Raw genomic sequence first — 21,460 nt, 5'->3', positions numbered from 1 at the left:
CGGCTCCTCGGGTTGGGTCCCGGGGGGGGGGGGGGGGGGGGGGGGGGGGGGGGGGGGGGGGGGGACCCCGCCCCCCCCCCCCCCCCCCCCCCCCCCCCCCCCCCCCCCCCCCCCCCCCCACGCCCAGGGGTCGAAACGGATCAGGTCGAGCCAAAGATGATGGTGTTGTCGTTCGTGTCACACCTGGTGGTAGCTTCGCTGGCGGTGACCGGAATGAGAGCGACGTCCGTCTCATTGACGATGATCGAGAACCAACCATGAGCGCCGGACAGCATGCCGACGCACACTTCCTTGGGTACCGCCGGATAGGTGATGGAAAAACCGTTGCTGGAGGCGGCAATGGTCACCGAACCGCGCCAGCTGTTGGTCAGGGTGTTGGTCGTCGTGTTCACCGCCAGCGTGCCGGGCACCGCCTTGGCGGCGATCAGCGTCTGGACCACGCCAGTGGTGGGATAGGCCTGCCCCAGGTACAGCTTGCGTACCGCCGTGCGCAGGCTGATCACTTCCTCGATGGACTGGTTGGACTTGGCGCTGCCGAACGCCCCCGTCAACAGGGAAATGGCGCCCACCACCACGATGGCGGCGATGCCCAGGTAGGCGATGCCTTCCAGCAGCGACGCGCCGCGCTGGCGCTGCCGCGCATTGTCGGAGCGGATGGGCTGGCCGTGCAGATTGCTTATTTTTTCGACATGCATGATTGACCTCTAGTCAAAGTTGAACGATTAACGTGCGCGGGCAAGCGCCGCGATTTCCTGCTGGATGCCGAAGAAGCCGACCACCAGCCAGCCGATGACCACAGCCATGGTCACGATGGCAAAGCCGTTGAGCGTCTTCATACGAAGAGAGACGACCTCCACCCCCCGCTCCACCCACTCATCCGCCATCAGCTTCACAGCCTGGGCGAATCCCTTGTATTCCGCGTACACGCAGAGGTCGTCGATGACCTCCCGCGACGGGAATCCATATCCTGTGTTGCGCAAAGCCTCGCCGCAGTTCAATCCCGAGCGCACGCCCAGGAGCGCGCCGTCCAGGCGCTCCCGCAGCCACGGCTGCGCCGTGTGGGACAGGCGCATCAAGGCTTTCTCCACCGTCACGCCGGCGCCCTGCAAGGCCGAGAAGGCCATCAGGAAACCGCTGCCCACCATCAGCCGGTAGATCGAATACGGCGGGAGGTTGTCGGCCCAGACCCGCAGCGTGCCGCGCCAGCGCGGCATGGAGACGAACAGCAGCACCAGCAGCAGGACCAGCGCCGCCAGCGTGTAGCCCATCCAGTTCTGGACCCATATCGACATCAGGTACAACGACCGCGCCGCGCCTTTCCAGGTGGCCGGATCCATCATCATCGCGAACTGCGGGATCACCTTGGTGCCGAACAGGTACACGTAGACCAGCACCAGCCCCAGGATGGCCAGCGGATACGCCATGCCGCCCACGATGACCGCCTGGATCTTCTTGCGCGCCTGCACCACGGTCACGACCGCGAGCAGCGTCTGCTCCAGCTGGCCGGACTGCTCGCCGGCCATCAATATCATCTGCTCGGACCTGGGCACCCAGCCTTCCAGCGTTTCCGAGAACAGGCGGCCGTTCTGCACGCCCCGCCGGCAGTCGTCCAGGATGACCGCCAACGGTTCCCGGGGCCGCTTGCCCTCGCGCGATTCGCGGTAGCGCAATTCCTCCAGCACCCGCAGCAAGGGCAGGCCGTTGGCCAGCATCGTGGACATCTTGCGATACAGGCGCAGCCGCGCCGTATCGGTGAACTGGGTCCTGGCCCACAACCGGTTGATATCAAGTCGCATGGGCACCCTCCACGACGCTCAGGAATGGCTGGGCGCGGCCGCGCTCCAGGACCAGGTGGCCGACCACCTTCTCGGCCATGCGCGGATCCAGTTCGCCGGCGGCGACTTTTCCGATGGCGTGTTCCAGCATGGTCTGCCCCCCCAGTTCGCCCATCCAGTAGGCCAGCGCCTCGGTTTTTTCGCCCTGGCGCACCAGCCGGAAAAAGCGGTCGTCGGGGATGATGATCTCGGCCACGACGGTGCGGCCCACGGTGCCGTGTCCCGTGCAGGCGTCGCAGCCCGCGCCCGTCACGCACACGCCTTCCAGCGTGGACGACACCGCCTGCCGGACCCGCGCCAGCATGGCCGCGGGAATGGCGTCCGGATGCCGCGCCAGCGGCCGCTTGCAGCTGGGGCAGAGCTTCTTGACCAGGCGCTGGCTGATCAGGCCGGTCACCACCGTGTGGTCGGCCACCAGGCTGACGGGCAGCCCGAGGTCGAGCAGGCGGTCGACGATGGCCAGCGCGCCATTGGCGTGCACCGTGGTCCACACCTGGTGGCCGGTCATCGCGCCGCGCAGGGCGTTCTGGGCGGAGGCGCGGTCGCGCACCTCGCCGATCATGAGGGTGTCCGGATCCAGCCGCATGGCGTTGGAAATGGCGGCGGCGAAAGCCCGCGAACGCTCTTCCTCGTTTCCGGCATTGGTCACCGCGGTCTGCACCGCGCCTTCGATCGGGTACTCCACGGGGTCTTCGACCGTCAGCACGTGCAGCCGCCCTTCGGCTTCGAGGATTTCGCCGGAAAGAATGCGTTGCAGCGTGGTCGATTTTCCCGAACCCGTGGGCCCGCTGATGATGTTCATGCCCACCGGCTGTTCCTTGAGTTTCTGCAGCGCGGCGGCGTGCGCCTCGCCAAAGCCCAGCGGACGCAGGTCGATGTTGTCGCCCGCATCGTTATAGAGAAGACGCAGCACCATCAGCGAACCGTCGCTGGTGGGTACGGTGGCGATGCGCACGCCATACAGCGCCGGCGGCAGCTTGTCGCGGTCGGCGATGGCCGCGTCCTGCCGCTCGGTGGGTTTGTAGGAACTGTCAGACACCGAGGTCATCGCGCCATACAGGGTCGCCAGCAGCCGTTCGCCGTACTCGCGCGTCTGTCCGCCCACCGGCACCAGGTCGTTGTGGATGCGGAAATAGATTTCGGTGGCGTTCTTGCGCACACGCAGGTGGATATCCGACGCGCGCGAGCGGCAGGCCTTGTTGAGCAGGTCCTTGGCGACGACCTGCATCATGGTGTGTTCCTGGTGCCGGGCCTCGGACGAAACGCCGCCCAGCCGGTTCAGGCGGCGGATCACGTCCATGCTGCTGGGCACCAGCTCGAAGTGCCGGCCCAGCCGCCCCAGGCGCCCGGCGTAGGACAGCACGTGCGGATTGAGCTCCTGTCCGGCGGCCACCAGCAGCCGGCCATCGGCCAGCAGGCACAACAGCTTGCGCTCTTCCTCGCCGGCTTCCAGCACGCCGGCATGGCTCAGGATCTCGGCGCCGCCGAAACCCGGCACATCGCCGGCCACGCCGGCGGCCGGCAACGCCTGCGCCTGTTCGCGCCGCCTGACGAGGCCCAGTTTCATCTTCCCGCCCCCGGCCGCGCCACGCCCGGCCCGGACATGACGGCGGCGGGATTCAAGCCCGCCTGGCCCGGCGCATACGCGGCCAGGCGGATTTTCCTGCCGCCCGACTGGACCATGACTTCGCGCGGGGCGATCGACAGGACCTTCATGCCGCCCGGCAACGTGTCGCCCTGCTGGACGTCGGCGATGCTGCCATCGCTCATCTGGAGCGTGGCGTACAGGCGTCCGCCCACCCCCTCGATGGCCCGCACCACCGGATCGCCGATCACCTCGGCCTGGTTCAGCGTCGCCATGATGCTCTGCCTGGCGGCGATCTCGTTCTGCTTGCCGAGGATGCTGGCCTGCACCTCCAGCAGCCGTTCGCGCGCCTTCAGGACCATGGTCTCGGCCTCGAGGCGGGTCAGGCTGTCCGAGGTACTCTCGGCCCGCGCCGGCTGCGCGGCCCAGGCCGCCAGCATCAGCAGCGCGCTAAGGTATTTACTCCGCATAGATCATTCCCTCCATGGTCCAATGGGACCCTTGATAGACCACCCGGTCGACCCTCACGCCGGGCCGGTCGAGTATTCGCGCGATTTCCCAAGGTTCGACGCCGGCGTTCTGCAGCGTGAACCGATAGCCGCGCCAGCTCGGCGGCGGCTGCTGCTGGCTTCCCTGCGCGATGGGCTGCGGCGCGACCGTGACCTGGATGGGCACGCCCATCATCTGCATGTGCGACAACACCGGTTCCAGGGCGCGGCGGCGATCCAGCAGGTCCTCGGCGGGTCCGGGCGGCAGTTGCAGCGGGCGCACGTAGCTCGCGCGCTCGCCGGATGGATCCACCTCGACCTCGGGCACCCGCTCGCGCAGCATGGCGACGGAGGAGTCGCCGCGCCGCCAGGCATAGGCCTGTTGCTGCTGCGTGCAGGTATAGGACTCCAGTTGCCAGCCGCCCGCGGTCGGATGGCGGAACTCCTGCATGCAGGCGCGCACCAGGGCCGGCGGCACGGGACGCTTGTCCCAGGGCCTGGCCACGGGGGGCGCCTCGCGCAGGATGCGCTCGCGCACCTGCTGCATGGCGAGCTCACGTTCGCGTTCGGCCACATCGCGCTGATAGAGCATCCAGGCATAGCCGCCGGCCACCGCCAGGGCCGCCACGCCGGCCGCGACCAGGTGCATCCGGGACAGGCGTCCGCCGACCCGCCGCAGGGCGGCCCGGCGCTGGACCCGCAGGCTGCCGTCCGCCCGCTGGGGAATGAAGCTGCGGACCTCCCGCACCTGGAAGTTGTGGAATCCGAAGGCCCGCAACTCCTCGTCGCCGACCACCACGTTCCAGCCGCCCAGGGCGTAGTCGCTCTGCAGGCGCTCCAGCACTTCCTCCTTGCTGCCGGCGAAATCGCCATTGGGCAGGAAGTTGGCATCGCGCACCGCGAAGTACACCCACTGGCCGTCCGGCAAGCGGAACGCGCCCAGCCAGTTATGCACGGGCTGCTGTTCGCCATCGTAGAAGGCGCCCTCGCTGGCCATGGTCCGGGAGACCACCGCCGCCAGCGAATACATGCCGCGCCTGGCGCCGTCCCGGGTCTGCGCGAAACCCGCCTGGGCGGTGGTGTGATCCATGCGGACCACCATCAGGTCGGCATCGATCTTGCGCCCGAGGTCGATGGCTTCCCGCTCGAGTTCGCGCGGCTTGGACAGCGACTGCCAGAACAGGCCGCAGACGTATCGGTGCTTGTCCAGGTTGGTGATGTGGAGGGTCATGTCGGCTTGGCCTTCAGGAGGCGGACATGGCCACGGGCGTGATCAGGACCACGATCACTTCCTTGCTGGAGGCGGCCGACAGGCCGCCGCCCAGGGCTGGATTCCTCGCATCGCCCAGGCCCGCGCGGTCCAGGTGGTCGTCGGTCTGCTCGAAGCCGCTGATGATCAGCGTCTCGTTCGACTTCATCGCCACGCGTTGCAGGAAATTGCGGGTATCCAGTTCGGGCGACTCGATCTGCGAGGTCACCCCGCCGGTGGCACTGGTGGTGCCGACGATGGTGCGGATGCGCCGCAGGGTCGAGATATCCGTGGAAAACTGCAGCATGACCGTGCCGTTGGCCAGCACGTGCGGCAGGATGCTCATGTTGAAACCGGACGTCACCACCCCGGGCGTCAGCGAGGTCGTGGTGCCGACCTGCGCCACCAGCGAGCTCTGCAGCGATTGCAGGTAGCTGGTCTGGCGCGCCACCTGCACCGGCACCGGCTGGTTGTTCAGCGTGACGACCGACGCGGTGGTCTGCCGGCGCACCTTGCCCTGCTCGGACAAGGCCTGGATCACCGCCTGGCTGCCGGCCATCCTGGACGTACTGGTGAGGGGGATCCCGGCGGTCAGCGAGATCAGGCCGGTACTGGTGGCGCCTTCATATACATTGGAAATGCCGAACCTGCGGTTCAGGCTCTGGTAGACGGCATTCCAGTTGATGCCGTATTGATCGGAATCCCTGAGCGTGACCGACAGCACGGTCACATTGATGGCGATCTGGCGCGACAGCGACTTGTTCTCGCGGTCGATGTAGGTCGCGATGCGGTCCAGCGAATCGGGCGTATCGACCACCGTGATGGAGCCCGTGGCCGGCGACGCCAACACCTTGCCGTAGGGCGACAGCATGACCTTGATCGCTTCCTCGATGCTGGTGTAGACCGACAGCCTGGATGCCACGGCGGTGTTCTGCGTATTGCTGACGTTCACGCCGGTGCGGCCCGCCCCGCCACCGCCGCCCCCGCCGCCCCCGCCGCTGCCACCGCCCCCGCTGCTGGCGGCGCCCCCGGTGCTGGTGGCGCCGCTGGTCACGCTGGCGGAGAAGCTCGAGTCGCCGGGGATGGCGCTGATCTGGAAACTGCGGGCTTCGGTGTGAAAGAACTGGATGACGCCTTCGGCGTACTTCCACGACACGCCGAAACGCGCCGACACGGTGTCCAGCAAGCCCTTGAGCGAGCCCCCGTTGTAGGCGATACGCACGCCGCTGGCCATGTCGCCGAAAGCCGGCTGGACCGGGCTGGTGGCCGCACCCGCAGCCGGACCGCGGCCGGGCTGCGCCCCGCCAGCCGGCGTGTCGCCAGGCAGGCCCGCCGGCAGCGGCAGCATGGCGGCGCCCTGGGCGGCGCGCCCCGGCTGGCCCGCCGGGGAACGGGTGCGGAACGCCGCCGACGATACCTCCAGCGCATCGGGCGACACCTTGCTCGGCACGCCCGAGCGCAGCGTGATGCGTTCGGCCAGCTCGGTCAATGAACCGATGGTGCGGTCGAACGTGGTGGGCTCATGGAAAATCTGCGGCAGCGTAGCCTGCCCTCGCTTGATCGCGGTCTTGCCCAGCCAGATCCCGCTTTCATGCACCACCAGCGGCTTGGCCGGCAAGACGGCGCCGGGCGCGGTGCTGCCCACGTCGCGCGTCAGCTGGCTGGCCTTGGAGGACTCCTGGTCGACCAGGCTTTCGATCCGTTCGGACAGTCCGCTGCATCCCGCGATCAGCGCGCCCAGCGGCAACAGCGACAGCAGTCGGGTGGAACCGTTCATCATCACTCGCTCCCCTTGGCCATGATGCGCAGGACCTTGTTGCCCTGGTAGAAAACCGCCTTCATCGGAATCTCGGCCGCCTCCATGCTGCGCGCCACGACGGCGACGGCTTCCTCGAAGGTGCCGTGCAGGCGGGTATGCGCCTCCACCGCGTAGTCGACGGGCAGCTCCCACAGCAACTGCCAGCCGGTCGAGGCGGCCCAGCGCGCCAGCGTGTTGTTGAGAGTTTTGTCGGCGATATTGATTTCCCAGTCGCGGCCGGCCGGCAACGCGACAGGCACGGCCACGGCGGCCTGCGGCGCGGCCTCGACCAGCGCGACGCTACCGGCCCGCGGCGCGGCGCGGACACTACGCGCGCCTGCCAGGTCGGTATCGGCTCTGGCCAGCAACAACTCGCCTCCCGGAGCGGAAGCGGCTGAAGGCAGCGGATCGCAGTCCTCCTCCGCGCCAAGCCCGCCGGCCGCCGTCTGAAGCAGACGCAGATGGGAGTGCAGATCGACGGGGGCCAGGTTCGCGCCTGCAGGCACGGTTGCCGGCAGCACGTCGGCGGCCGCTTGCATCCAGCCATAGCCGAGAGAGAGCACAAGAACGCAGGCCAGAGTCCGACTCCGCGTGCCACGGCGTTCATCCCTGAGATATGAGCAATACATGAGTGCTTCCCATGAACATCGTTGAAAAAAGCAAACAGCGTCCCCTGCGCGCTCCGATGCGAACGGAGGCACATGGCGTGAAACCGGACGAGATCCGTCCTCGTCAGGGTTTCACCTGCATCTCAAAAATGTGCTGTTGCCCGAACTGCTGATGCCGCTTGGATACTGCAAACCACCCCTATTTCTTCCCCGTCGCATCACCTGCCGTTGCAGCAGGCGATGTGCCAAATGGTAACGAATGCCGGCGGGGAGAATTCTCAACAAATATGACCACTTCCATGCGCCCGGCCATCGCGGCGCCGATCGCCAGGATCGGCCTGCGGAGCCAGTTGATCATGAGTGAAAACGGGCATCGTGGCGGTTCCATGCGCGATGGAAAAAATCCCTGGCCCCTGTGAAAACGGGAGCACCTTGGTGCTCCCGCTCCTGGACGACTCAAGCGCTCCCGGCTAGGCCCCTGATGGTCTCGCACAGCGAAGCTTGGCTTTGTGCGGCGACGCCCCGCTCATCGGCGCGGCGCTCCCTCCCGGCAATGGCAGCGGCGCCGGCGGCATGCCCGCCGAGGCCGAGGTAGCGGCCACCGCCGAAGGCGGCAAGGCCCGGGGGCCCGTTCCTGCCGGGGGTACCGGAATATCGGGCATGCCAGCCGGCTCCCTGGCAGCCGCGGACGCATTCAGCGCCATCCGCGTGCCGTCGAAATCCGTAATGCGGGGCGTGATCAGGAACAGGCGCTCGCGCGTGCTGTTGGAGCGCGACTCGCTCCGGAACAGCCCCCCCACCACCGGGAGGTCTCCCAGCAGCGGCACCTTCTGCCTGTGGCGGACCAGCGACTCGGCCCGGTAGCCGCCGATCATCAGCGTTTGCTGGGCGTCGATGATGGCCTGGGTATTGATCGTGGAGCGCGTCACGTTGGCAGCCGTGCTCGTGCCGACGCCGCCACTGCCGCCGCGGTTCGCCGCCAAGCCGGAGGAATTGTCCAGCGAACCGTCTTCAATATCCACCTCCAGCCGGACCCGGGTATTGCCGCCGTCCTCGATGATGCGGGGAATGACGCGCAGCATGGTGCCGGCGGTGATATCCGACAGATCGGCCACACGCTCGCCCACCAGAGATACGTAGGCGCTCTGGCTCAAATCCAGCACCGCCGCGACATTGTCCAGCGTCAGCACGGTGGGCGTGGCCAGGACCCGCGCCTCGCCGTTCGAATCCATCGCCTTCAGCCGGGCATAGAAGCGGGCGGCGTCGCTGATCAGCAGCGTGGCGCCCGGCAGCGGCAGATCGGTACCGTTGGAATCAGCGGTGGTGCCGTTGACCCGGGTCGTGACCGAGCCGGTCCGCACGCCCCACTCCACCCCCATCTCGGCCAGCTTGCTGCGATCGATATCCACGATTACCGCCTCGATCTCGATCTGCCGCGGCTTGACGTCCAGCTGGGCGATCAACGACTCGTACATGCCCCGCTTGGCGACATCGTCGTAGATCATGATGGCGTTCAAGGCGGGATCGGCTTCGATACGCGGCGGCTCCTTGCGGCTTTCCCTGGAGCGCTCCTTCTCGCTTTGCTCTCCGTCGTCACCGCTGCTGCCCGAGGACATGATGGCGTTGCGCGCGCCGGCGTCGGGAGCAGCGAACAGCGGCACGAAGCCGCCGCCCTGGGCGATCTCGCGCGCCTCCCCTGGCCCATTCTTGCCCGTGCGCGCGCGCGTCCTGCTGCCGGCGTCAAAACGATCCGGTCCGGTCAACTTTTCCGCGCTGTACGAACCCAGCATCAGGTTGGAAAGAATGGTGCGAATACCGGGAATGGTTTCGACCTTGCCCCGCGAATTGATGGTCCGGTCCATGGCCGAAGCGTACTTCAGGCGAAACACCATCACGTGCCGTCCGCGCAACCGTTCCGGCCTGCCGGCCGGCATGAGGATATCGCGCGCCAGATCGACGTAGGCACGCGGGCCGCTGACGATCACAACCCCTTCGTCGGGCAACTCGCCCCAACCGAACCGTTCGTCATACAGGCCCAGGCCGACCAGTGCCGCCTTGGCATCCTGCACCGCGTTTTCGCCCACCTGCATGCGCGCCGAGGTGTTGTCGTCGGCAGGCACCACATGCAAGGTATCGTTATAGACGAACCAGCGGAATTTATGAGGGCCGGCCAACCGATTCAGGAAATCGACGCCGTTGTCGGCCTTCAGGCGCCCCTGGACCAGACGGTCTCCCCTGGCGGTCAGTTGCAGCCGTACGCCGTAAGTACGGCTGAACTCCTCCAGCACGCTGCGCACCGTCATGCCGTTGGCATTCATGGAAAAGCCGCCGCTTTTCCAGGCAGCGGGCACGGCTGCCTGCAACGTGGTGCCCCACAACAACAGAACGGCCAGCAACAGGCCCATGCCCCACGACTTGATTTCTTCCCACCATTTCATGACCGCCCCCTGTTCAGCATCCGCCTGACATGCGACTCCGCTCGTCGCATGACCTCGTTGCGGTTTCCGGACCCCGCCATGGCCGCGCGGCACAGGGCCGCATGATTGAGGATTTCCTCCAGCGCCTCGGCCACGTCGCCCCACGCCTCGACGCCGTCCAGCCAACGATTCAGCACCAGCCCGCCGCCGTCAGGCGCCAGCGCCAATCCGGCTTCGAATTGCAGCGCCCCCTGGAAACCGGTGCGCATGGCCTCGCCGATCTGCGCCTCGGACGGGTGCGAAATGAGCAGCAGACCGAGCTCGGCTCCGTCGCTGCCCAGCCGGAGATAGACGCGCTCCCCGTCGATGTCGCACAGCTCATCCAGCGGCAGGCCGAGCAACCAACGCTCCAGCTCTTCCGCGGCCATGGCTATCGAGTCTCGTTCAGCACGGTTTTCAACGGCTTCTGCAGCAGACCGAACTGAGCGCTGAGCGCGCTGTGGGTCACCGACTTCTTCTTGAGCAGCTCGATGAACTCCGCAGGGTCGGGGTGTTCGCCGTCGGCCTGGCGCCGGCTGAAGTCGTCAAAACGTTGTCCCAGATCGTCGAAACGCTGGGTCATATGACGGATGCTCTGGATGACGGGATTGTTGTTGCCGGACATGGCGAGTGCTCCTGTCTGATTGAACGAGTCATCATGTGTGGCGCGAAGCGGTCCAGGGTTCGGCGCGACCGCCTATGAATGTCTCAACTTTCATCAATCCCGGCGGCACCCGGCGCAAAAGCCGCGGCCCGCGCTGCCAGGGCCTGCCTCAGCGCCGCGGCGGCCAATTCGAAGCTGGCGCGCCATTCGCCGCTGGATGCCTCCAGGCGACAGGATCCCCGCTCGAGCCGGGCATCGCAGCGGATTTCCCACGGCGGGTTTTCCAGCATGGCCTCGTCATCCGGATGCACCCAGGCAATCGCCTCATGCAACTTGACGGGTGCCTCTTCACGCACACGCCGCACAGCCGCCGCAATCCGTTCGGCGGGCGCCATATCAGCCACCAGCCGCTCGAAAGCCCGGCCGGCCAGTTCCAGCGCCAGCCTCTCGACGCCGTCCAGCAACCGCTCTTGCGCGGCACTCAGGCCATCCAGCAGCAGCGCCGCCTGCTCCACCACGCGCTGCCCCTCGTCCAGCGCGATGGCCGCGGCATCCGAGCGAGCCTTCTCAAGCAAGGCATCGGCCGCTTCCTGCGCCGAATGCGCCACCAGACCGGCGGCACGTTCGGCATCGTCGCAGACGGCCAACGCCTGCGACCGCAGCAGGCCATGCCGCGCACGCAGGCGTGGCGAGATCGACATGCGCTCGACACAGAATGAGTCCATTTACACCTCTGGTTGCACCGGCTGATCCTGGTTGTCCCGCGCCATGCACAGCAGCCAGCAGCGTCGATCGCGCTCGTGCACGGGCCCCTCGGTCGCCGGATCATGCTCGGCCAGGATCCGCGCCAACGGCGTATCCAGGTCCCGAGGCAGCAGCAGCCTCAGGCGCGACCACATCCCGGGGAAGACACGCTCCAGCCTCAGCGCCAGCTCCGCCAGGCCGCGTCCGCGCGCATTGCGCAACGCGTCGGGCAATTCGCCCGACCAATCCGCCAACGGCTGGGTCAAGGCCACGCTCAGACACCAGCGGCGCCGCGCGGGTGCCAGTGCGGCCAACTCCGCCAACCGTTGGCGACGGGCCGCGAGCAGGCCGCCATACAGTTCGGCCGCCTGCAACAGGCGAGCGCCATTGCTGCACGCGGCATCCTGCCAGCGCAGATCTGCCTCGGGCGGCAGTTGCGCCCGGATGCCCGTCTCGGCACACCAGTGGCGGTACACGTCCCGGTAGGCCAGTACGCTGGCACAGCCCGCGGGCAAGGCCGGGCCGCCGTACGTCCAGGGCGCGAACCACCACTGGGCGAAGCTTTCGGACAACGGCGGGGCTTGTGTCATGTCCCCTGGCGCGCCGGCGCGGCGTCCTCGTTCTTGGCCTGATCCTTCGCGGCGCGACGCATCGCCAGCTTCATCAGCACCTGCGCCGCGCGCGGATTGCGCAGGGCGGCCTGAAAGGCGATGTAGCCGCACGCGGCCAGCGCCACCAGGAACGGCAGCGTCATCGACAGCACCAAACCGGCCGCCGAATCGGCGGCCACCCGAAACGGCCCCAGCGTCGTCCATTCGATGCCCTGAACGGGCGGCTCGCCCGGTGTCATCACCACCGACACCTTGCTGCGCCCGTCATCGCTCGACAGACCGGGAATGCTGGATGCCACGAGTCTGCGCACACGCGGCACGATGACATCCTCGTCCAGCGGCGGGCGATACTTGATGAATACCGCGGCCGAAGACGGCTGAACCGGTTCTCCCGGAGCGATACGCTCGGGCAGCACGACATGCACGCGCGCGACCACGACCTTGTCGAACTGCAGCATGGTCGACTCCAACTCCGCCGACAGGCCGTGGAGATAGCGCACGCGCTCCTCCATGGGCGATGAGATCATGCCCTGCTTCTTGAACACCTCGCCCAGGTTGGACAGGCTGCGGCGCGGCAAACCGGCCGCGTTCATGGTCTCGGTGGCGCGCGACAGCTCGCTGTCCTTGACCAGCAGGGTGACGCCTTCCTTGCTCTTTTGTTTGTCGACCTGGATGCCCTTGCGATTGAGTGCCAGGACGATCTCGTTGGCATCCATATCGGTCAATCCGGCCTGCAGCGTCACCATCTTGGAACAGGCGGCAAGCAGCATCAGCAAGAGGAAAACGCAAGCCACGCGCAACAGATTTCCGGAGCGAGGCAAGCTCGATGGGATGGGCATGTGGCGCTCCGCCTTACTGCAACTTGGTCAGGGAATCGACCGACGAGGAGGCCTTGGAAACCGTCTTGGAAATAGTCTGCACGCGCAGTTGATAGTCGTTCAGGGCCATCATGGCTTTCATCAGTTGCAGGGAATCCCCGGTTCGGGAAGCCTGCTCCAGCAGCTTGGATACGTACAACTGGTCCTGCTTGACCTGCGAGGCAAGATTCGTCGTACGCTGAGCCAGCGCGCTGCCCAGGGAATCGGTATTGGGCTTCATGCGCATGGCGTCCCGTTTCAGATGCTGCTCGAACATGGCCTTGAACTGCTCGATATCGGCGTGATTGGGCTGGATGTCCACGTGCACGCCCGCGCCACGCGGAGAGATCGCGGACGGCGCGCCCGCGGAAGCGCCTGCCTGTATGGCTGCCTGCATGGTTCCGGCTCCATCTTGGTCTGACTGGATAATGTGTGGGTGGATGTGCGAGCCGCTTCGGTTCCCGCCGCGCTACAGCGACTCGCGCATGACAGCATTACCGCAATATTCGCCACCACAGCCCAGATCGGACGCAGGATCGCAGAAGCCTCCCCTGCCGCAGCGGCGCCGGCACTCCGCGCGTGACTGAGGACGCAGCGGCAGCACCAGCGGTTCGCGGCCGTGCACCGGCGGCACCGTTTCGCTCCGCGCTGCGCCGGGCGCCAGCGCCAGATGATGGGCGCGGTCGCCACTGCCCACGATACGGCGGCTCGACACATCGCCCTCTTCCAACAGAAAATCCACGCTCCGCGACGCGCTCGCGCCAAGCGCACCGCCCAGCAACGCCTCGGGTTCGTCCGCGCTGTCGAATGCCAGCTTGTTGCGTCCGCCCGGATGCAAGCGGGATTCGGTCTCATGGCGGGCCCGCTTGCCCGCCCTGGCTTCGGCCGGAGGCCCATGCTCGGGTCGCGGGCGCCTATCTTCCAGCAGTGGACTTTTCATTGTCGGTTCGCTTCCGGGATCTGGCATCTATTCTTTCGGTTGCTCGCCAAAGGCCTCCAGTTCCACCTCGCGCTGCACCTCTCCCCTGGCGACCAGCTCATGCACGACGGCATACACCTGGGCCACCGCCTGGTAGCTCGAGCGCGGAATCGCGGTATCTTCGCGGCAGGTCGCATATAGCGTGCGCGCCAGCCAGACGTGGCGGATGACCGGAATGCCGCGTTCGTGCGCGCGCCGGATCATGGCCTGGGCCACCTCGTCCTTGCCCTTGGCCAGCACGACCGGCACCATGGCCTCGTCGGTGTCGTAGAACATCGCCACCGCGAAGTGCGTGGGGTTGACCACCACGGCATTCGCATCCTCGGTCCTGGCCGCCGGCGTCTCGTTGGCCCACTGGCGCGCCAGACGCTTGCGCTGGCCTTTGATCAGCGGGTCGCCTTCGGATTCCTTGTGCTCCCGCTTGATCTCTTCCATGTCCATCATCAGTTCCTTCTTGTGGAAGTACTTCTGGACGGCAAAGTCGATGATCCCCAGCACCAGGCACACGACGACGAAGACATGGAAAATCGCGCGCAGCAGCGCGACGAAGGCCTCGTAGACATCCTTGGGCTCGCCTCCGGCCAGCGAGACGATACTGGCCAGATGGCCACGAATCAGGCTGTAGGACAAAAGTCCGATCAAGGTTGCCTTGCCTACCGTGATCAACAGCTCTACCAATTTCTTCTTCGAGATGATCTGCTTGAAGCCGTTGACCGGGTTCAGTTTGTCGAACTTGGGTTCCAGTGCCTCGGTGGCGACCAGCGCACCGAACTGGCCCCAGTGGGCGGCCACGGCCACCACCGGGCAGATGATAAAGACGACGAAGAACACCACCGCCAGCAAGGTCAACGCCGCCATCAACTGGTTCTGCATGGCCGTGGAGAAATCCTGGCCGACGGCGCCGACGCCGGCATCCATCAGCCCGAAGATGGCGCCGCGCCACAGTCCTTCGGTGGCAAAGGCGATTTCCGCCACCACCAACAACATGGCCAGCCGGGCGAGATCGCGACTGACGGCGATCTGGCCTTTTTTCTTGGCGTCCTCGATTTTCTTGTCGGTCGGTTCTTCGTTCTTTTCCTCGCTCATGCGGGTTCCTCCTGGCCAGCCCGCGGACTAGCGGGTCTCCATCAAACTGGCGGCCAAATCCAGCAGGCGCGCGAAGTCGCCCGCCACGTAGTGCGAAAAGGTCGACCAGTACAGCAGCAAGATCAGCAGTCCCACCAGGCTCTTGACCGGCGACGAGGCGAACGACACCTGCAGATTGGGCGCGAACACGCCGACGATTGCGAAGCAGAACTCGATCAGCACCAGCGGAATCAGCACCGGCGCGCCGTACACCACGATGTACCAGAACAATTGGCCGAAACGCTTGACGACGACGTCGAAATGGCCAGGCTCGAACGGCGGCGTCAAGGCATGGGCCGGCCATGCCGCATAGCTTTCGATCAGGATGCGCGCCATGGCCGAGAACATTCCGGCCTGCACCATCACCAGGACCATGGCCTGCACGAGCAGCGCGCCGGTGGCGCTGGCGTCCCGGTCGACGCTGGCGTTGTTGGCCTGGATCTGGATGGGTGAACGCTGGCTGTCGAAAATCGAACCGACCGACTGCACCACCCACAACGGAATCGCCATCATCAGGCCGAACATCAGCCCGATCATGGCCTCCTTGAATACCAGCACGCCCGACGTCAGGAAGTCCGGCGCGCTGCGCTGTACGAATTGAAAGGTCGGCAGCGCGGCGGGCAGCGCGATGGCCATGGCGGCCGCGTTCCTGGCCATGCCGGTCAGCACGTTCAGGCCGAAGCCTGGCAGGATCACCAGGCAGACCAGCACACGCGGCGTCACCAGCGCCATGGTGACCAGTACCGCCTGGATGTCGAGCAGCAGCGAAGCGTGCATGACCGACTCAGCGACCGACGTCCGGCACCATGATGAAAGCCAGTTCGGCCAGGCGGATCATCTCCACGCCGATCCAGCGCCCCATGGCGGTCAGCGTGACGGCCACGGCTGCCAGCTTGACCACATAAGGCAGCGTCTGGTCCTGGATCTGCGTCACCGCCTGGACCAGCGACACGCACAGGCCGAGCAAGGTCGCGATCAGGAGCGGCGGGGCGGACATCATCACCGCCATCCACAGGCCCTGCTGGAAAAAATTGATGGTATTGGCCATGGCCGTTTCCTTTGCGAGCCGCGTTACAGATAGGACATCGCCAGGGCGTTGAGCAGCTTGGCCCATCCGTCCACCAGCGTGAACAACAACAGCTTGAGCGGAATGGTGATGGTCTGGGGACTGACCTGCTGCATGCCCAGCGCCATGAGCAGGTTGGAGATCAACAGATCGATCACCACGAATGGGATGTAGATCAGAAAGCCGATCTCGTATCCGGTCTGCAGTTCGGACACCACGAAAGCCGGGATCAGGATCAACGCATCGCTCGCCTGGGCGTCCTTGGACGCCTCCTTGGGCCACAGCTTCTTGGCCGAGGCCAGAAACATCTCGCGCTGATCGGGTTTGCTGACCTTGAGCATGAACGCCCGCATCGGCTCGAAGGCGTCCTGTGCCCGCTGCAGCAGCGGGGTCGTGCGCGCGGCCGCCGGATGGCTGCTGTCGACGGCCAGCGCACGTTTGCCGACTTCCTGCACCGTGGGCGCCATGACAAAGATCGACAGCGCCAACGCGATGCCGTAGATCGCCATGGTGGGCGGCACCTGCTGCACCCCCACGGCGTTGCGTAGTACCAGCAGCACCAGCGCGATCTTCAGGAACGAGGTCGTGGTCACCACCATCAGCGGCACCAATGCCATCATTGCCAGCAGGACCGAAAACGAAATGACGTCGAACTGGCCGCTCAGCATGCCAGGCCCCAATGGGTGATGCGCACGCCCAGCCGCCCCTCCACGTCCACCGCTTCGCCACGGCCCACTTGCCCGCCGCCGCAGACGATGGCGATCTCATGGGGAGAACCACCGCGCAGTTCCAGCACGACCCCCGGGCCCAGGGACCGCAGGCGGTCCAGGCTCACATGCAGGCGGCCCAGCTCGAAACGCAGGGGCAGCTCCAGGCTTCCCGGCACCCGCGGAAGTGAATCGCCATCGACGCCGTCCTTGCCGTCCTCTTCGGTGTCGGTTCGTGCGGCCGGGCCGTCCGGATCCATCGGGCCGTCCGCTTCCATCGGCCCGCCCAGGCCGGTGTCCAGCATTTCGTCATCCATCGAATCGCCCATCACATCACTCTCCTCGTTCAGTATGTGCAAATGCCCCGGCCCGGCATGGCGCACCCGCCAGCGGCTTCCGGCCAGCGTCAGCCTTCCGCGGCCGGCGGTATCGAAATACGGTGTGGAGGGCAGAATCAGGTCGCCGGCCGCAAGCTCGCGCACGAGATCGACCGGCAAGCGATGTTCGGCCAGCGGCACCGGCCAGCCCAGGACCAGCGGCAACCAATCCCGCAAGGGCATGCTCAGCGCCTGGGTTCGCCCGTCGGCCTCGGCCAGCATCGCCAGCCATACCTGCGGCGCGGCCACCGCTGTCCCGCACAGCGCGTGGCCGCCGTCGCGCAGGCGCAACAGCTGCGGGACGCCCTCGGCCTCGTCCGGAGCGGGAACCGGCCGCACGGCAATCAGCGTGGCCAGCGGCGTACCCTGCAGGCGACCGGCCACCGCGGCGGCCAGCCACGGCGGCCAGGCCTGGGCGCTGCCTTCGTCAACGCCGTCCAGACCGCTCAATGCGGCCAGCATGCGGGCGCCGTCTTCCAGCCAAAGCGGCCCGGCGGCGGTCTCCAGCCGCAGCCACCGCCCCTCCTCGCATGGACGAACGGCGCCAGCAGCGGGCAGCAGCAGGCATTCGACAGCGGGATCGGGCAGCGCCAGGCGCACGCCGCGCCCTATTGAACGGCTCAATGCGGCACCGGCCCGGCTCACTGCCGGCGCGTGCCGCAGCAAGCGGCACGGGGTGGCGCCCGCGGGCGCAGCTCCAAGGGAAGATTCGGACATGGGTGCATGATCGGTGGCTGGTTTCACGTTCCAGGCGGCGGCCCTTCGGCCAGGCCGTATCACATCGCTGCGATACGCCGCCGGCCTCCCCCTTCTCTCTACAGCACCGCCAACCTGACGTGTCTGTCCATACGTTGCGCCAGCCCCTCCTCCAGTTCCACGCGCTGACGATTGAGCAAGGCTCGCAGCCGATCGCTGGAAGGTGTAAGCAGAAAGCAGGCCTGGCGGGCGCCGATATCGGCCGCCACCGCCAGGCGGTCGCCACCGGGCAGCAGCAGCTCGAAAATACCGTTTTCCTCTCCCTCCGCCAGCCACCCCAGCAGCATCTCGCGATCGAGGCCGCCGTCGGCAGCATCGTTCTTCGCGAAAACCGCGCCCTCGGGACTGCCGTCATGTCCGCCAGCGCCACCGCCCTCGCCCCGGCCAAAAGCCACCGACGTCGCCGGCTCCGATTCGGAGGACGCTTGCTCGACGGCCATCACCGCCGGCTGGCGCGCATCGCGTTCGACCTGTTGCCTGGACAGCAGCCCCCCTTGCAACTGACGGGCCTGGCGAGCCTGCGCGTGTTGCACAACCTGGTGTTGACGGTGCTCCGCCTCGTTGCGCGCGGCCTCGGTGCGTGCAGTCTGCTGTTCCTGCAGCTTGCGCGACAATGCGGCGGTGCCCCGGCGGATAAGCGGTGCATCGTGCCGGACTGGTGGGTCCGATGACAGCGGGACGATCCGGGCCCAGTCCATGGGTCAAGCTTCGACGTTGCGGGCGGCCTCGGCCGCGCGCAGTTCATCGCGCAGCACGCCGAGTTTTTCCTGCTGGCGATCGGCCTGCATCACCCGCCGCCTGGCCTCGAAAAAATCGGTACCGGCGGCACGGCAGGCCTGCAGCGCCTGCTGGCAATCGACACGCAGCTGACTGGCTTCTTTCTTCATCCGCTCGTAGACCGCCCTGGCCTTGCGGAACTCGCCGCTGGTGATGCTCATCCCGGAGAATGCCGCGCGTGCCGCCATCCATTGCGCCTGCGCCTGCTCACGGGCATCACGCCAACGCTGCTTGAGCGCGCGCTGGCCGTGCCGCTGTTCTCGCCACGCCTGGCGCGCCTCGTTGCGCTCGCGCTCCAGCCGCCCCAGGCGCTGCTTGCGCACATGCAGCAACTGGTCCAGCCGGCGGTCGGGCGCGCGGGGTTCGGGTAGATCCGCGACCTCGCGCCGCGCACCGCGCCGCCCCAGGCCGGCATCCGCACGCGCGGTCATCCCTGCATCCCCATCAACTTGTCGATGGTTTCGTCATAGGCAGATCCCGTGGTCGTATCCTGGCGCAGGAAGGCCAACTGCTCGGGGCGCAGTTGCATGGCGCGGTCGGCGACCGGATCGGCGCCCGATTTGTATTCGCCCAGGCGTATCAACAACTCCATTTCCTGGTAGCGCGCCATCAACTCGCGAAAATGCGACGCCGCCTGGCGGTGCTCGCGCGTGGTCACGTTGCTCATGACCCGGCTGATGCTGGCCAGCACGTCGATGGCCGGATAGTGACCTTGCTCGGCCAGCTTGCGCGTCAACAGGATGTGTCCGTCCAGCAGCGACTTGGCTTCGTCGCCGATGGGGTCAGAGGTCGACTCGCCATCCACCAGCACGGTGTACATGGCGGTAATCGATCCCTCCGGGGTGCCGCCGGCGCGCTCGATCAGGCGCGGCAGCATGGTGTAGACCGAGGGGGTAAAACCGCCGCGCGCCGGTGGCTCGCCGGCAGCCAGGCCGATCTCGCGCTGAGCGCGGGCGAACCGGGTCAGCGAATCGATCAGCAGCAGCACCCGCTTGCCGCGGTCGCGGAAAGCTTCGGCGATGGCAGTGGCGGTAAAAGCCGCGCGCGAACGCTCCATCGATGTGCGGTCGGATGTGGCGCATACCACCACGGTCTTGCGGATCAGTTCATCGTCCAGCTCGTGCTGGAGGAACTCGTTGAGCTCGCGTCCACGTTCGCCGATCAGGCCGAACACGATGGCGTCGGCCTCGCATCCGCGCGCGATGGCAGCCATCAGCGTGGTCTTGCCGCAGCCGGGCCCGGCGAACACCCCGATGCGCTGGCCCACGCCCATCGTCAGCAGGCCGTCGATGGCGCGCACACCAGTGGCCAGCGGCGTGGCGATGCGCGGACGGTCGGTGGCCACCGGGGCATCGCGCATGACCGGAGACATCCCGCGCCAGGTAGCGGCATTCCCGCGCGCCGCCGGCGCCCGGAACATCCCGCGTCCGAAACCATCCAGCACACAACCGAACAGGTGGTCGCCCACCTCGATGGAATGGGCACGCCGAAGCGGCTCGATGGCCGTGCGGGTCGAAACACCCTCCAGCGGACTCAAGGCCGACAGGATGGCGGCCTTATCGGTAAAGCCCACCACTTCGGCCAGCATGTCCCTGCCCGGGTCGTCGGGATTACGCAGCGTGCACAGTTCGCCTATGCGCACCGGCGGCATATGGGCCTCGACCAGCGTGCCCAGCACCTGTGCCACCCGACCCTCGCTCGTAAAACCGGGACGCGGCGGCAGTCCGGCCGCGGCATTCTCCAGGCGAACACGCGCTTGCCCCAGGCGCTGTTCCAGCGATTGCCCGAAGTCCGTGGCAGGCATCGACGCGCTCGTCACCATGCGACGTTCAGCGTCTGCTTGCCCGTGAATTTGAGCTGGTTGCCAGCCATCGCCGCCAGCCGCACCCCGCGGTACTCATCTCCCACGTACAAACGCCGGCCGTCGTCGATGACGATGCTGGGATCGTCGCCGGCGATCACCTGGACAATCCGGAAAGGCAGCATGGCCTCGGCGCTCCCTATCTTCACATGAACCGGAAAATCGACCACATATCTGTCAGAGAACGCGCGCAGCGCGCGCTGCAGGCGCTCGGCGTCGTCGTCGCTCAAGGCGCCGCGTATCGTCCACTCCTGGTCCCGCAGGTCGATCGCGAGGCGGGACAACAAGTCGATCTCCGCCAGACGCTTGCGCAGGGCGGCCTGCAACTCGTCGGGCGGCAGCCGACGCGGCATGGCCACAAGGCGACCCGCCTCGGCCGCCTCGCGCACGGCCGTTTCGCCATCTGCGGCCGGATGGCCGGTCAAGGCGTAGGCGGCCGCTGCCGACAGCACTGCCATGGCGGTCACAGGAATCAGCACCACGCGCAATCCGCGTGAAGGGCGGACCGGCGGAGCCACCTCGGTAGCGGCTGACTCCGCGGGCTGCGCCTGCATGTTTGTTGCGGCTCCCCCCTCCGCCGGCTCCTCGTCCGGGCCAGTCGCATTCCGATCGGCCTCCTGCGACGGCCCATCGACGGGCTCGGCGGGGGGATCCTGCCAGGGCGCGTCGCTGTCGCATATCGCCAGCCAGATGGCACCCACACGGGCGAATGCCCCGTCAGCCAGGAGCACCCGATCCCGAGCGATATTGCTGTCCTGGCCCCGCACCTCGCCATCGGCCGGCTCCAGCATCCAGGCTCCCACATCGCAAGACAAGCGCGCATGGCGCCCCGCGATCCCGGGATCGGCCAGCACCACGTCGGCATCTTCCTCAGCCCCGATGGCCAGGGTCGCGCCCTCGTCCAGCGGCAAAGTGGCGCCGCGATGGTATCCGCTCAGTATTCGCAGTTCCTGCATGATTGCTCCTTCATCGACGGC

The 21,460-nt window shown here is 66.9% G+C and carries 24 protein-coding genes; all 24 read right to left on the bottom strand.

What is annotated here, in order from left to right:
* Positions 1-140 precede the first annotated feature (140 nt).
* Entirely contained in the window at positions 141-695 is a 555-nt protein-coding gene (locus tag AC1Q6E_RS25360; RefSeq protein WP_492573778.1) for a type 4 pilus major pilin, read from the bottom strand.
* A gap of 27 nt (positions 696-722) precedes the next feature.
* Positions 723-1,796: a type II secretion system F family protein gene (locus AC1Q6E_RS25355; RefSeq protein ID WP_152792854.1), complete on the bottom strand. Its 1,074-nt coding sequence runs from the start codon at positions 1,794-1,796 to the stop codon at positions 723-725.
* Complete coding sequence (locus AC1Q6E_RS25350) at positions 1,786-3,402, bottom strand: GspE/PulE family protein (RefSeq protein ID WP_152792855.1); 1,617 nt, start codon at positions 3,400-3,402, stop codon at positions 1,786-1,788. Before AC1Q6E_RS25350 ends, AC1Q6E_RS25355 begins: the two co-directional genes overlap by 11 nt.
* Positions 3,399-3,890, bottom strand: coding sequence for a type IV pilus biogenesis protein PilP (pilP, locus tag AC1Q6E_RS25345; protein ID WP_152792856.1), 492 nt, complete (start codon positions 3,888-3,890; stop codon positions 3,399-3,401). Before pilP ends, AC1Q6E_RS25350 begins: the two co-directional genes overlap by 4 nt.
* Entirely contained in the window at positions 3,880-5,139 is a 1,260-nt protein-coding gene (pilO2, locus tag AC1Q6E_RS25340; protein ID WP_492573777.1) for a type 4b pilus protein PilO2, read from the bottom strand. The genes pilP and pilO2 overlap by 11 nt, the downstream gene beginning before the upstream one ends.
* Positions 5,140-5,152: 13 nt before the next feature.
* On the bottom strand, positions 5,153-6,937 hold the full coding sequence (gene pilN / locus AC1Q6E_RS25335; RefSeq protein WP_492573776.1) for a PilN family type IVB pilus formation outer membrane protein: 1,785 nt from the start codon (positions 6,935-6,937) through the stop codon (positions 5,153-5,155).
* Positions 6,937-7,494 carry a toxin co-regulated pilus biosynthesis Q family protein gene (locus AC1Q6E_RS25330; protein ID WP_492573775.1) on the bottom strand — a complete coding sequence of 186 codons (558 nt, stop codon included), beginning with the start codon at positions 7,492-7,494 and terminating at the stop codon, positions 6,937-6,939. The genes pilN and AC1Q6E_RS25330 overlap by 1 nt, the downstream gene beginning before the upstream one ends.
* A 539-nt stretch (positions 7,495-8,033) precedes the next feature.
* Positions 8,034-10,001: a type III secretion system outer membrane ring subunit SctC gene (gene sctC, locus AC1Q6E_RS25325; protein WP_492573774.1), complete on the bottom strand. Its 1,968-nt coding sequence runs from the start codon at positions 9,999-10,001 to the stop codon at positions 8,034-8,036.
* Positions 9,998-10,408 (bottom strand): hypothetical protein, encoded by a 411-nt coding sequence (locus tag AC1Q6E_RS25320; protein ID WP_492573773.1) that lies wholly within the window; start codon positions 10,406-10,408, stop codon positions 9,998-10,000. The genes sctC and AC1Q6E_RS25320 overlap by 4 nt, the downstream gene beginning before the upstream one ends.
* A 2-nt stretch (positions 10,409-10,410) precedes the next feature.
* A complete protein-coding gene (locus AC1Q6E_RS25315; RefSeq protein WP_152799548.1) occupies positions 10,411-10,644 on the bottom strand; it encodes a hypothetical protein in 234 nt (77 codons plus the stop codon).
* Positions 10,645-10,727: 83 nt separating this feature from the next.
* Positions 10,728-11,348: a FliH/SctL family protein gene (locus AC1Q6E_RS25310; RefSeq protein WP_492573772.1), complete on the bottom strand. Its 621-nt coding sequence runs from the start codon at positions 11,346-11,348 to the stop codon at positions 10,728-10,730.
* Positions 11,349-11,957 (bottom strand): hypothetical protein, encoded by a 609-nt coding sequence (locus tag AC1Q6E_RS25305; protein ID WP_152799544.1) that lies wholly within the window; start codon positions 11,955-11,957, stop codon positions 11,349-11,351.
* On the bottom strand, positions 11,954-12,772 hold the full coding sequence (gene sctJ, locus AC1Q6E_RS25300; protein WP_492573771.1) for a type III secretion system inner membrane ring lipoprotein SctJ: 819 nt from the start codon (positions 12,770-12,772) through the stop codon (positions 11,954-11,956). The genes AC1Q6E_RS25305 and sctJ overlap by 4 nt, the downstream gene beginning before the upstream one ends.
* 58 nt (positions 12,773-12,830) lie before the next feature.
* The gene (locus tag AC1Q6E_RS25295; RefSeq protein WP_152799540.1) at positions 12,831-13,232 is read right to left on the bottom strand and encodes an EscI/YscI/HrpB family type III secretion system inner rod protein; all 402 of its coding nucleotides are present in this window, start codon (positions 13,230-13,232) and stop codon (positions 12,831-12,833) included.
* 72 nt (positions 13,233-13,304) lie between these two features.
* On the bottom strand, positions 13,305-13,775 hold the full coding sequence (locus tag AC1Q6E_RS25290; protein WP_492573770.1) for a hypothetical protein: 471 nt from the start codon (positions 13,773-13,775) through the stop codon (positions 13,305-13,307).
* Between the two features lie 27 nt (positions 13,776-13,802).
* On the bottom strand, positions 13,803-14,900 hold the full coding sequence (gene sctU / locus AC1Q6E_RS25285) for a type III secretion system export apparatus subunit SctU (protein ID WP_152799537.1): 1,098 nt from the start codon (positions 14,898-14,900) through the stop codon (positions 13,803-13,805).
* A gap of 27 nt (positions 14,901-14,927) precedes the next feature.
* Complete coding sequence (gene sctT, locus AC1Q6E_RS25280) at positions 14,928-15,716, bottom strand: type III secretion system export apparatus subunit SctT (RefSeq protein WP_492573769.1); 789 nt, start codon at positions 15,714-15,716, stop codon at positions 14,928-14,930.
* A gap of 7 nt (positions 15,717-15,723) precedes the next feature.
* Complete coding sequence (sctS, locus tag AC1Q6E_RS25275) at positions 15,724-15,987, bottom strand: type III secretion system export apparatus subunit SctS (RefSeq protein ID WP_152799533.1); 264 nt, start codon at positions 15,985-15,987, stop codon at positions 15,724-15,726.
* 23 nt (positions 15,988-16,010) lie between these two features.
* Complete coding sequence (gene sctR / locus AC1Q6E_RS25270; protein WP_152799531.1) at positions 16,011-16,673, bottom strand: type III secretion system export apparatus subunit SctR; 663 nt, start codon at positions 16,671-16,673, stop codon at positions 16,011-16,013.
* Positions 16,667-17,806 (bottom strand): FliM/FliN family flagellar motor switch protein, encoded by a 1,140-nt coding sequence (locus tag AC1Q6E_RS25265; protein WP_152799529.1) that lies wholly within the window; start codon positions 17,804-17,806, stop codon positions 16,667-16,669. Before AC1Q6E_RS25265 ends, sctR begins: the two co-directional genes overlap by 7 nt.
* 98 nt (positions 17,807-17,904) lie before the next feature.
* The gene (locus AC1Q6E_RS25260; RefSeq protein WP_152799527.1) at positions 17,905-18,543 is read right to left on the bottom strand and encodes a hypothetical protein; all 639 of its coding nucleotides are present in this window, start codon (positions 18,541-18,543) and stop codon (positions 17,905-17,907) included.
* Between the two features lie 3 nt (positions 18,544-18,546).
* Positions 18,547-19,053 carry a hypothetical protein gene (locus AC1Q6E_RS25255; protein WP_492573768.1) on the bottom strand — a complete coding sequence of 169 codons (507 nt, stop codon included), beginning with the start codon at positions 19,051-19,053 and terminating at the stop codon, positions 18,547-18,549.
* Positions 19,050-20,426 carry a FliI/YscN family ATPase gene (locus tag AC1Q6E_RS25250; protein WP_152799523.1) on the bottom strand — a complete coding sequence of 459 codons (1,377 nt, stop codon included), beginning with the start codon at positions 20,424-20,426 and terminating at the stop codon, positions 19,050-19,052. The genes AC1Q6E_RS25255 and AC1Q6E_RS25250 overlap by 4 nt, the downstream gene beginning before the upstream one ends.
* Before the next feature lie 11 nt (positions 20,427-20,437).
* Entirely contained in the window at positions 20,438-21,439 is a 1,002-nt protein-coding gene (locus AC1Q6E_RS25245; RefSeq protein WP_492573767.1) for an FHA domain-containing protein, read from the bottom strand.
* Positions 21,440-21,460 lie beyond the last annotated feature (21 nt).

The sequence above is a fragment of the Pigmentiphaga sp. MLSB6-MA01 genome (assembly GCF_058793475.1).
The sequence above is the reverse complement of the archived record's forward strand: the minus strand, read 5'-3'. Positions and strand labels throughout refer to the sequence as shown.

Coding starts and splice junctions, on each gene's coding strand:
- AC1Q6E_RS25260 (WP_152799527.1), bottom strand. CDS start 18,543: ATGGACTGGGCCCGGATCGTCCCGCTGTCATCGGACCCACCAGTCCGG.
- pilO2 (WP_492573777.1), bottom strand. CDS start 5,139: ATGACCCTCCACATCACCAACCTGGACAAGCACCGATACGTCTGCGGC.
- sctC (WP_492573774.1), bottom strand. CDS start 10,001: ATGAAATGGTGGGAAGAAATCAAGTCGTGGGGCATGGGCCTGTTGCTG.
- AC1Q6E_RS25320 (WP_492573773.1), bottom strand. CDS start 10,408: ATGGCCGCGGAAGAGCTGGAGCGTTGGTTGCTCGGCCTGCCGCTGGAT.
- sctT (WP_492573769.1), bottom strand. CDS start 15,716: ATGCACGCTTCGCTGCTGCTCGACATCCAGGCGGTACTGGTCACCATG.
- sctS (WP_152799533.1), bottom strand. CDS start 15,987: ATGGCCAATACCATCAATTTTTTCCAGCAGGGCCTGTGGATGGCGGTG.
- AC1Q6E_RS25245 (WP_492573767.1), bottom strand. CDS start 21,439: ATGCAGGAACTGCGAATACTGAGCGGATACCATCGCGGCGCCACTTTG.
- AC1Q6E_RS25295 (WP_152799540.1), bottom strand. CDS start 13,232: ATGCAGGCAGCCATACAGGCAGGCGCTTCCGCGGGCGCGCCGTCCGCG.
- AC1Q6E_RS25355 (WP_152792854.1), bottom strand. CDS start 1,796: ATGCGACTTGATATCAACCGGTTGTGGGCCAGGACCCAGTTCACCGAT.
- AC1Q6E_RS25360 (WP_492573778.1), bottom strand. CDS start 695: ATGCATGTCGAAAAAATAAGCAATCTGCACGGCCAGCCCATCCGCTCC.
- pilN (WP_492573776.1), bottom strand. CDS start 6,937: ATGATGAACGGTTCCACCCGACTGCTGTCGCTGTTGCCGCTGGGCGCG.
- AC1Q6E_RS25310 (WP_492573772.1), bottom strand. CDS start 11,348: ATGGACTCATTCTGTGTCGAGCGCATGTCGATCTCGCCACGCCTGCGT.
- AC1Q6E_RS25265 (WP_152799529.1), bottom strand. CDS start 17,806: ATGTCCGAATCTTCCCTTGGAGCTGCGCCCGCGGGCGCCACCCCGTGC.
- sctU (WP_152799537.1), bottom strand. CDS start 14,900: ATGAGCGAGGAAAAGAACGAAGAACCGACCGACAAGAAAATCGAGGAC.
- AC1Q6E_RS25330 (WP_492573775.1), bottom strand. CDS start 7,494: ATGCAAGCGGCCGCCGACGTGCTGCCGGCAACCGTGCCTGCAGGCGCG.
- AC1Q6E_RS25250 (WP_152799523.1), bottom strand. CDS start 20,426: ATGCCTGCCACGGACTTCGGGCAATCGCTGGAACAGCGCCTGGGGCAA.
- AC1Q6E_RS25255 (WP_492573768.1), bottom strand. CDS start 19,053: ATGACCGCGCGTGCGGATGCCGGCCTGGGGCGGCGCGGTGCGCGGCGC.
- AC1Q6E_RS25290 (WP_492573770.1), bottom strand. CDS start 13,775: ATGAAAAGTCCACTGCTGGAAGATAGGCGCCCGCGACCCGAGCATGGG.
- sctR (WP_152799531.1), bottom strand. CDS start 16,673: ATGCTGAGCGGCCAGTTCGACGTCATTTCGTTTTCGGTCCTGCTGGCA.
- AC1Q6E_RS25350 (WP_152792855.1), bottom strand. CDS start 3,402: ATGAAACTGGGCCTCGTCAGGCGGCGCGAACAGGCGCAGGCGTTGCCG.
- AC1Q6E_RS25315 (WP_152799548.1), bottom strand. CDS start 10,644: ATGTCCGGCAACAACAATCCCGTCATCCAGAGCATCCGTCATATGACC.
- AC1Q6E_RS25305 (WP_152799544.1), bottom strand. CDS start 11,957: ATGACACAAGCCCCGCCGTTGTCCGAAAGCTTCGCCCAGTGGTGGTTC.
- pilP (WP_152792856.1), bottom strand. CDS start 3,890: ATGCGGAGTAAATACCTTAGCGCGCTGCTGATGCTGGCGGCCTGGGCC.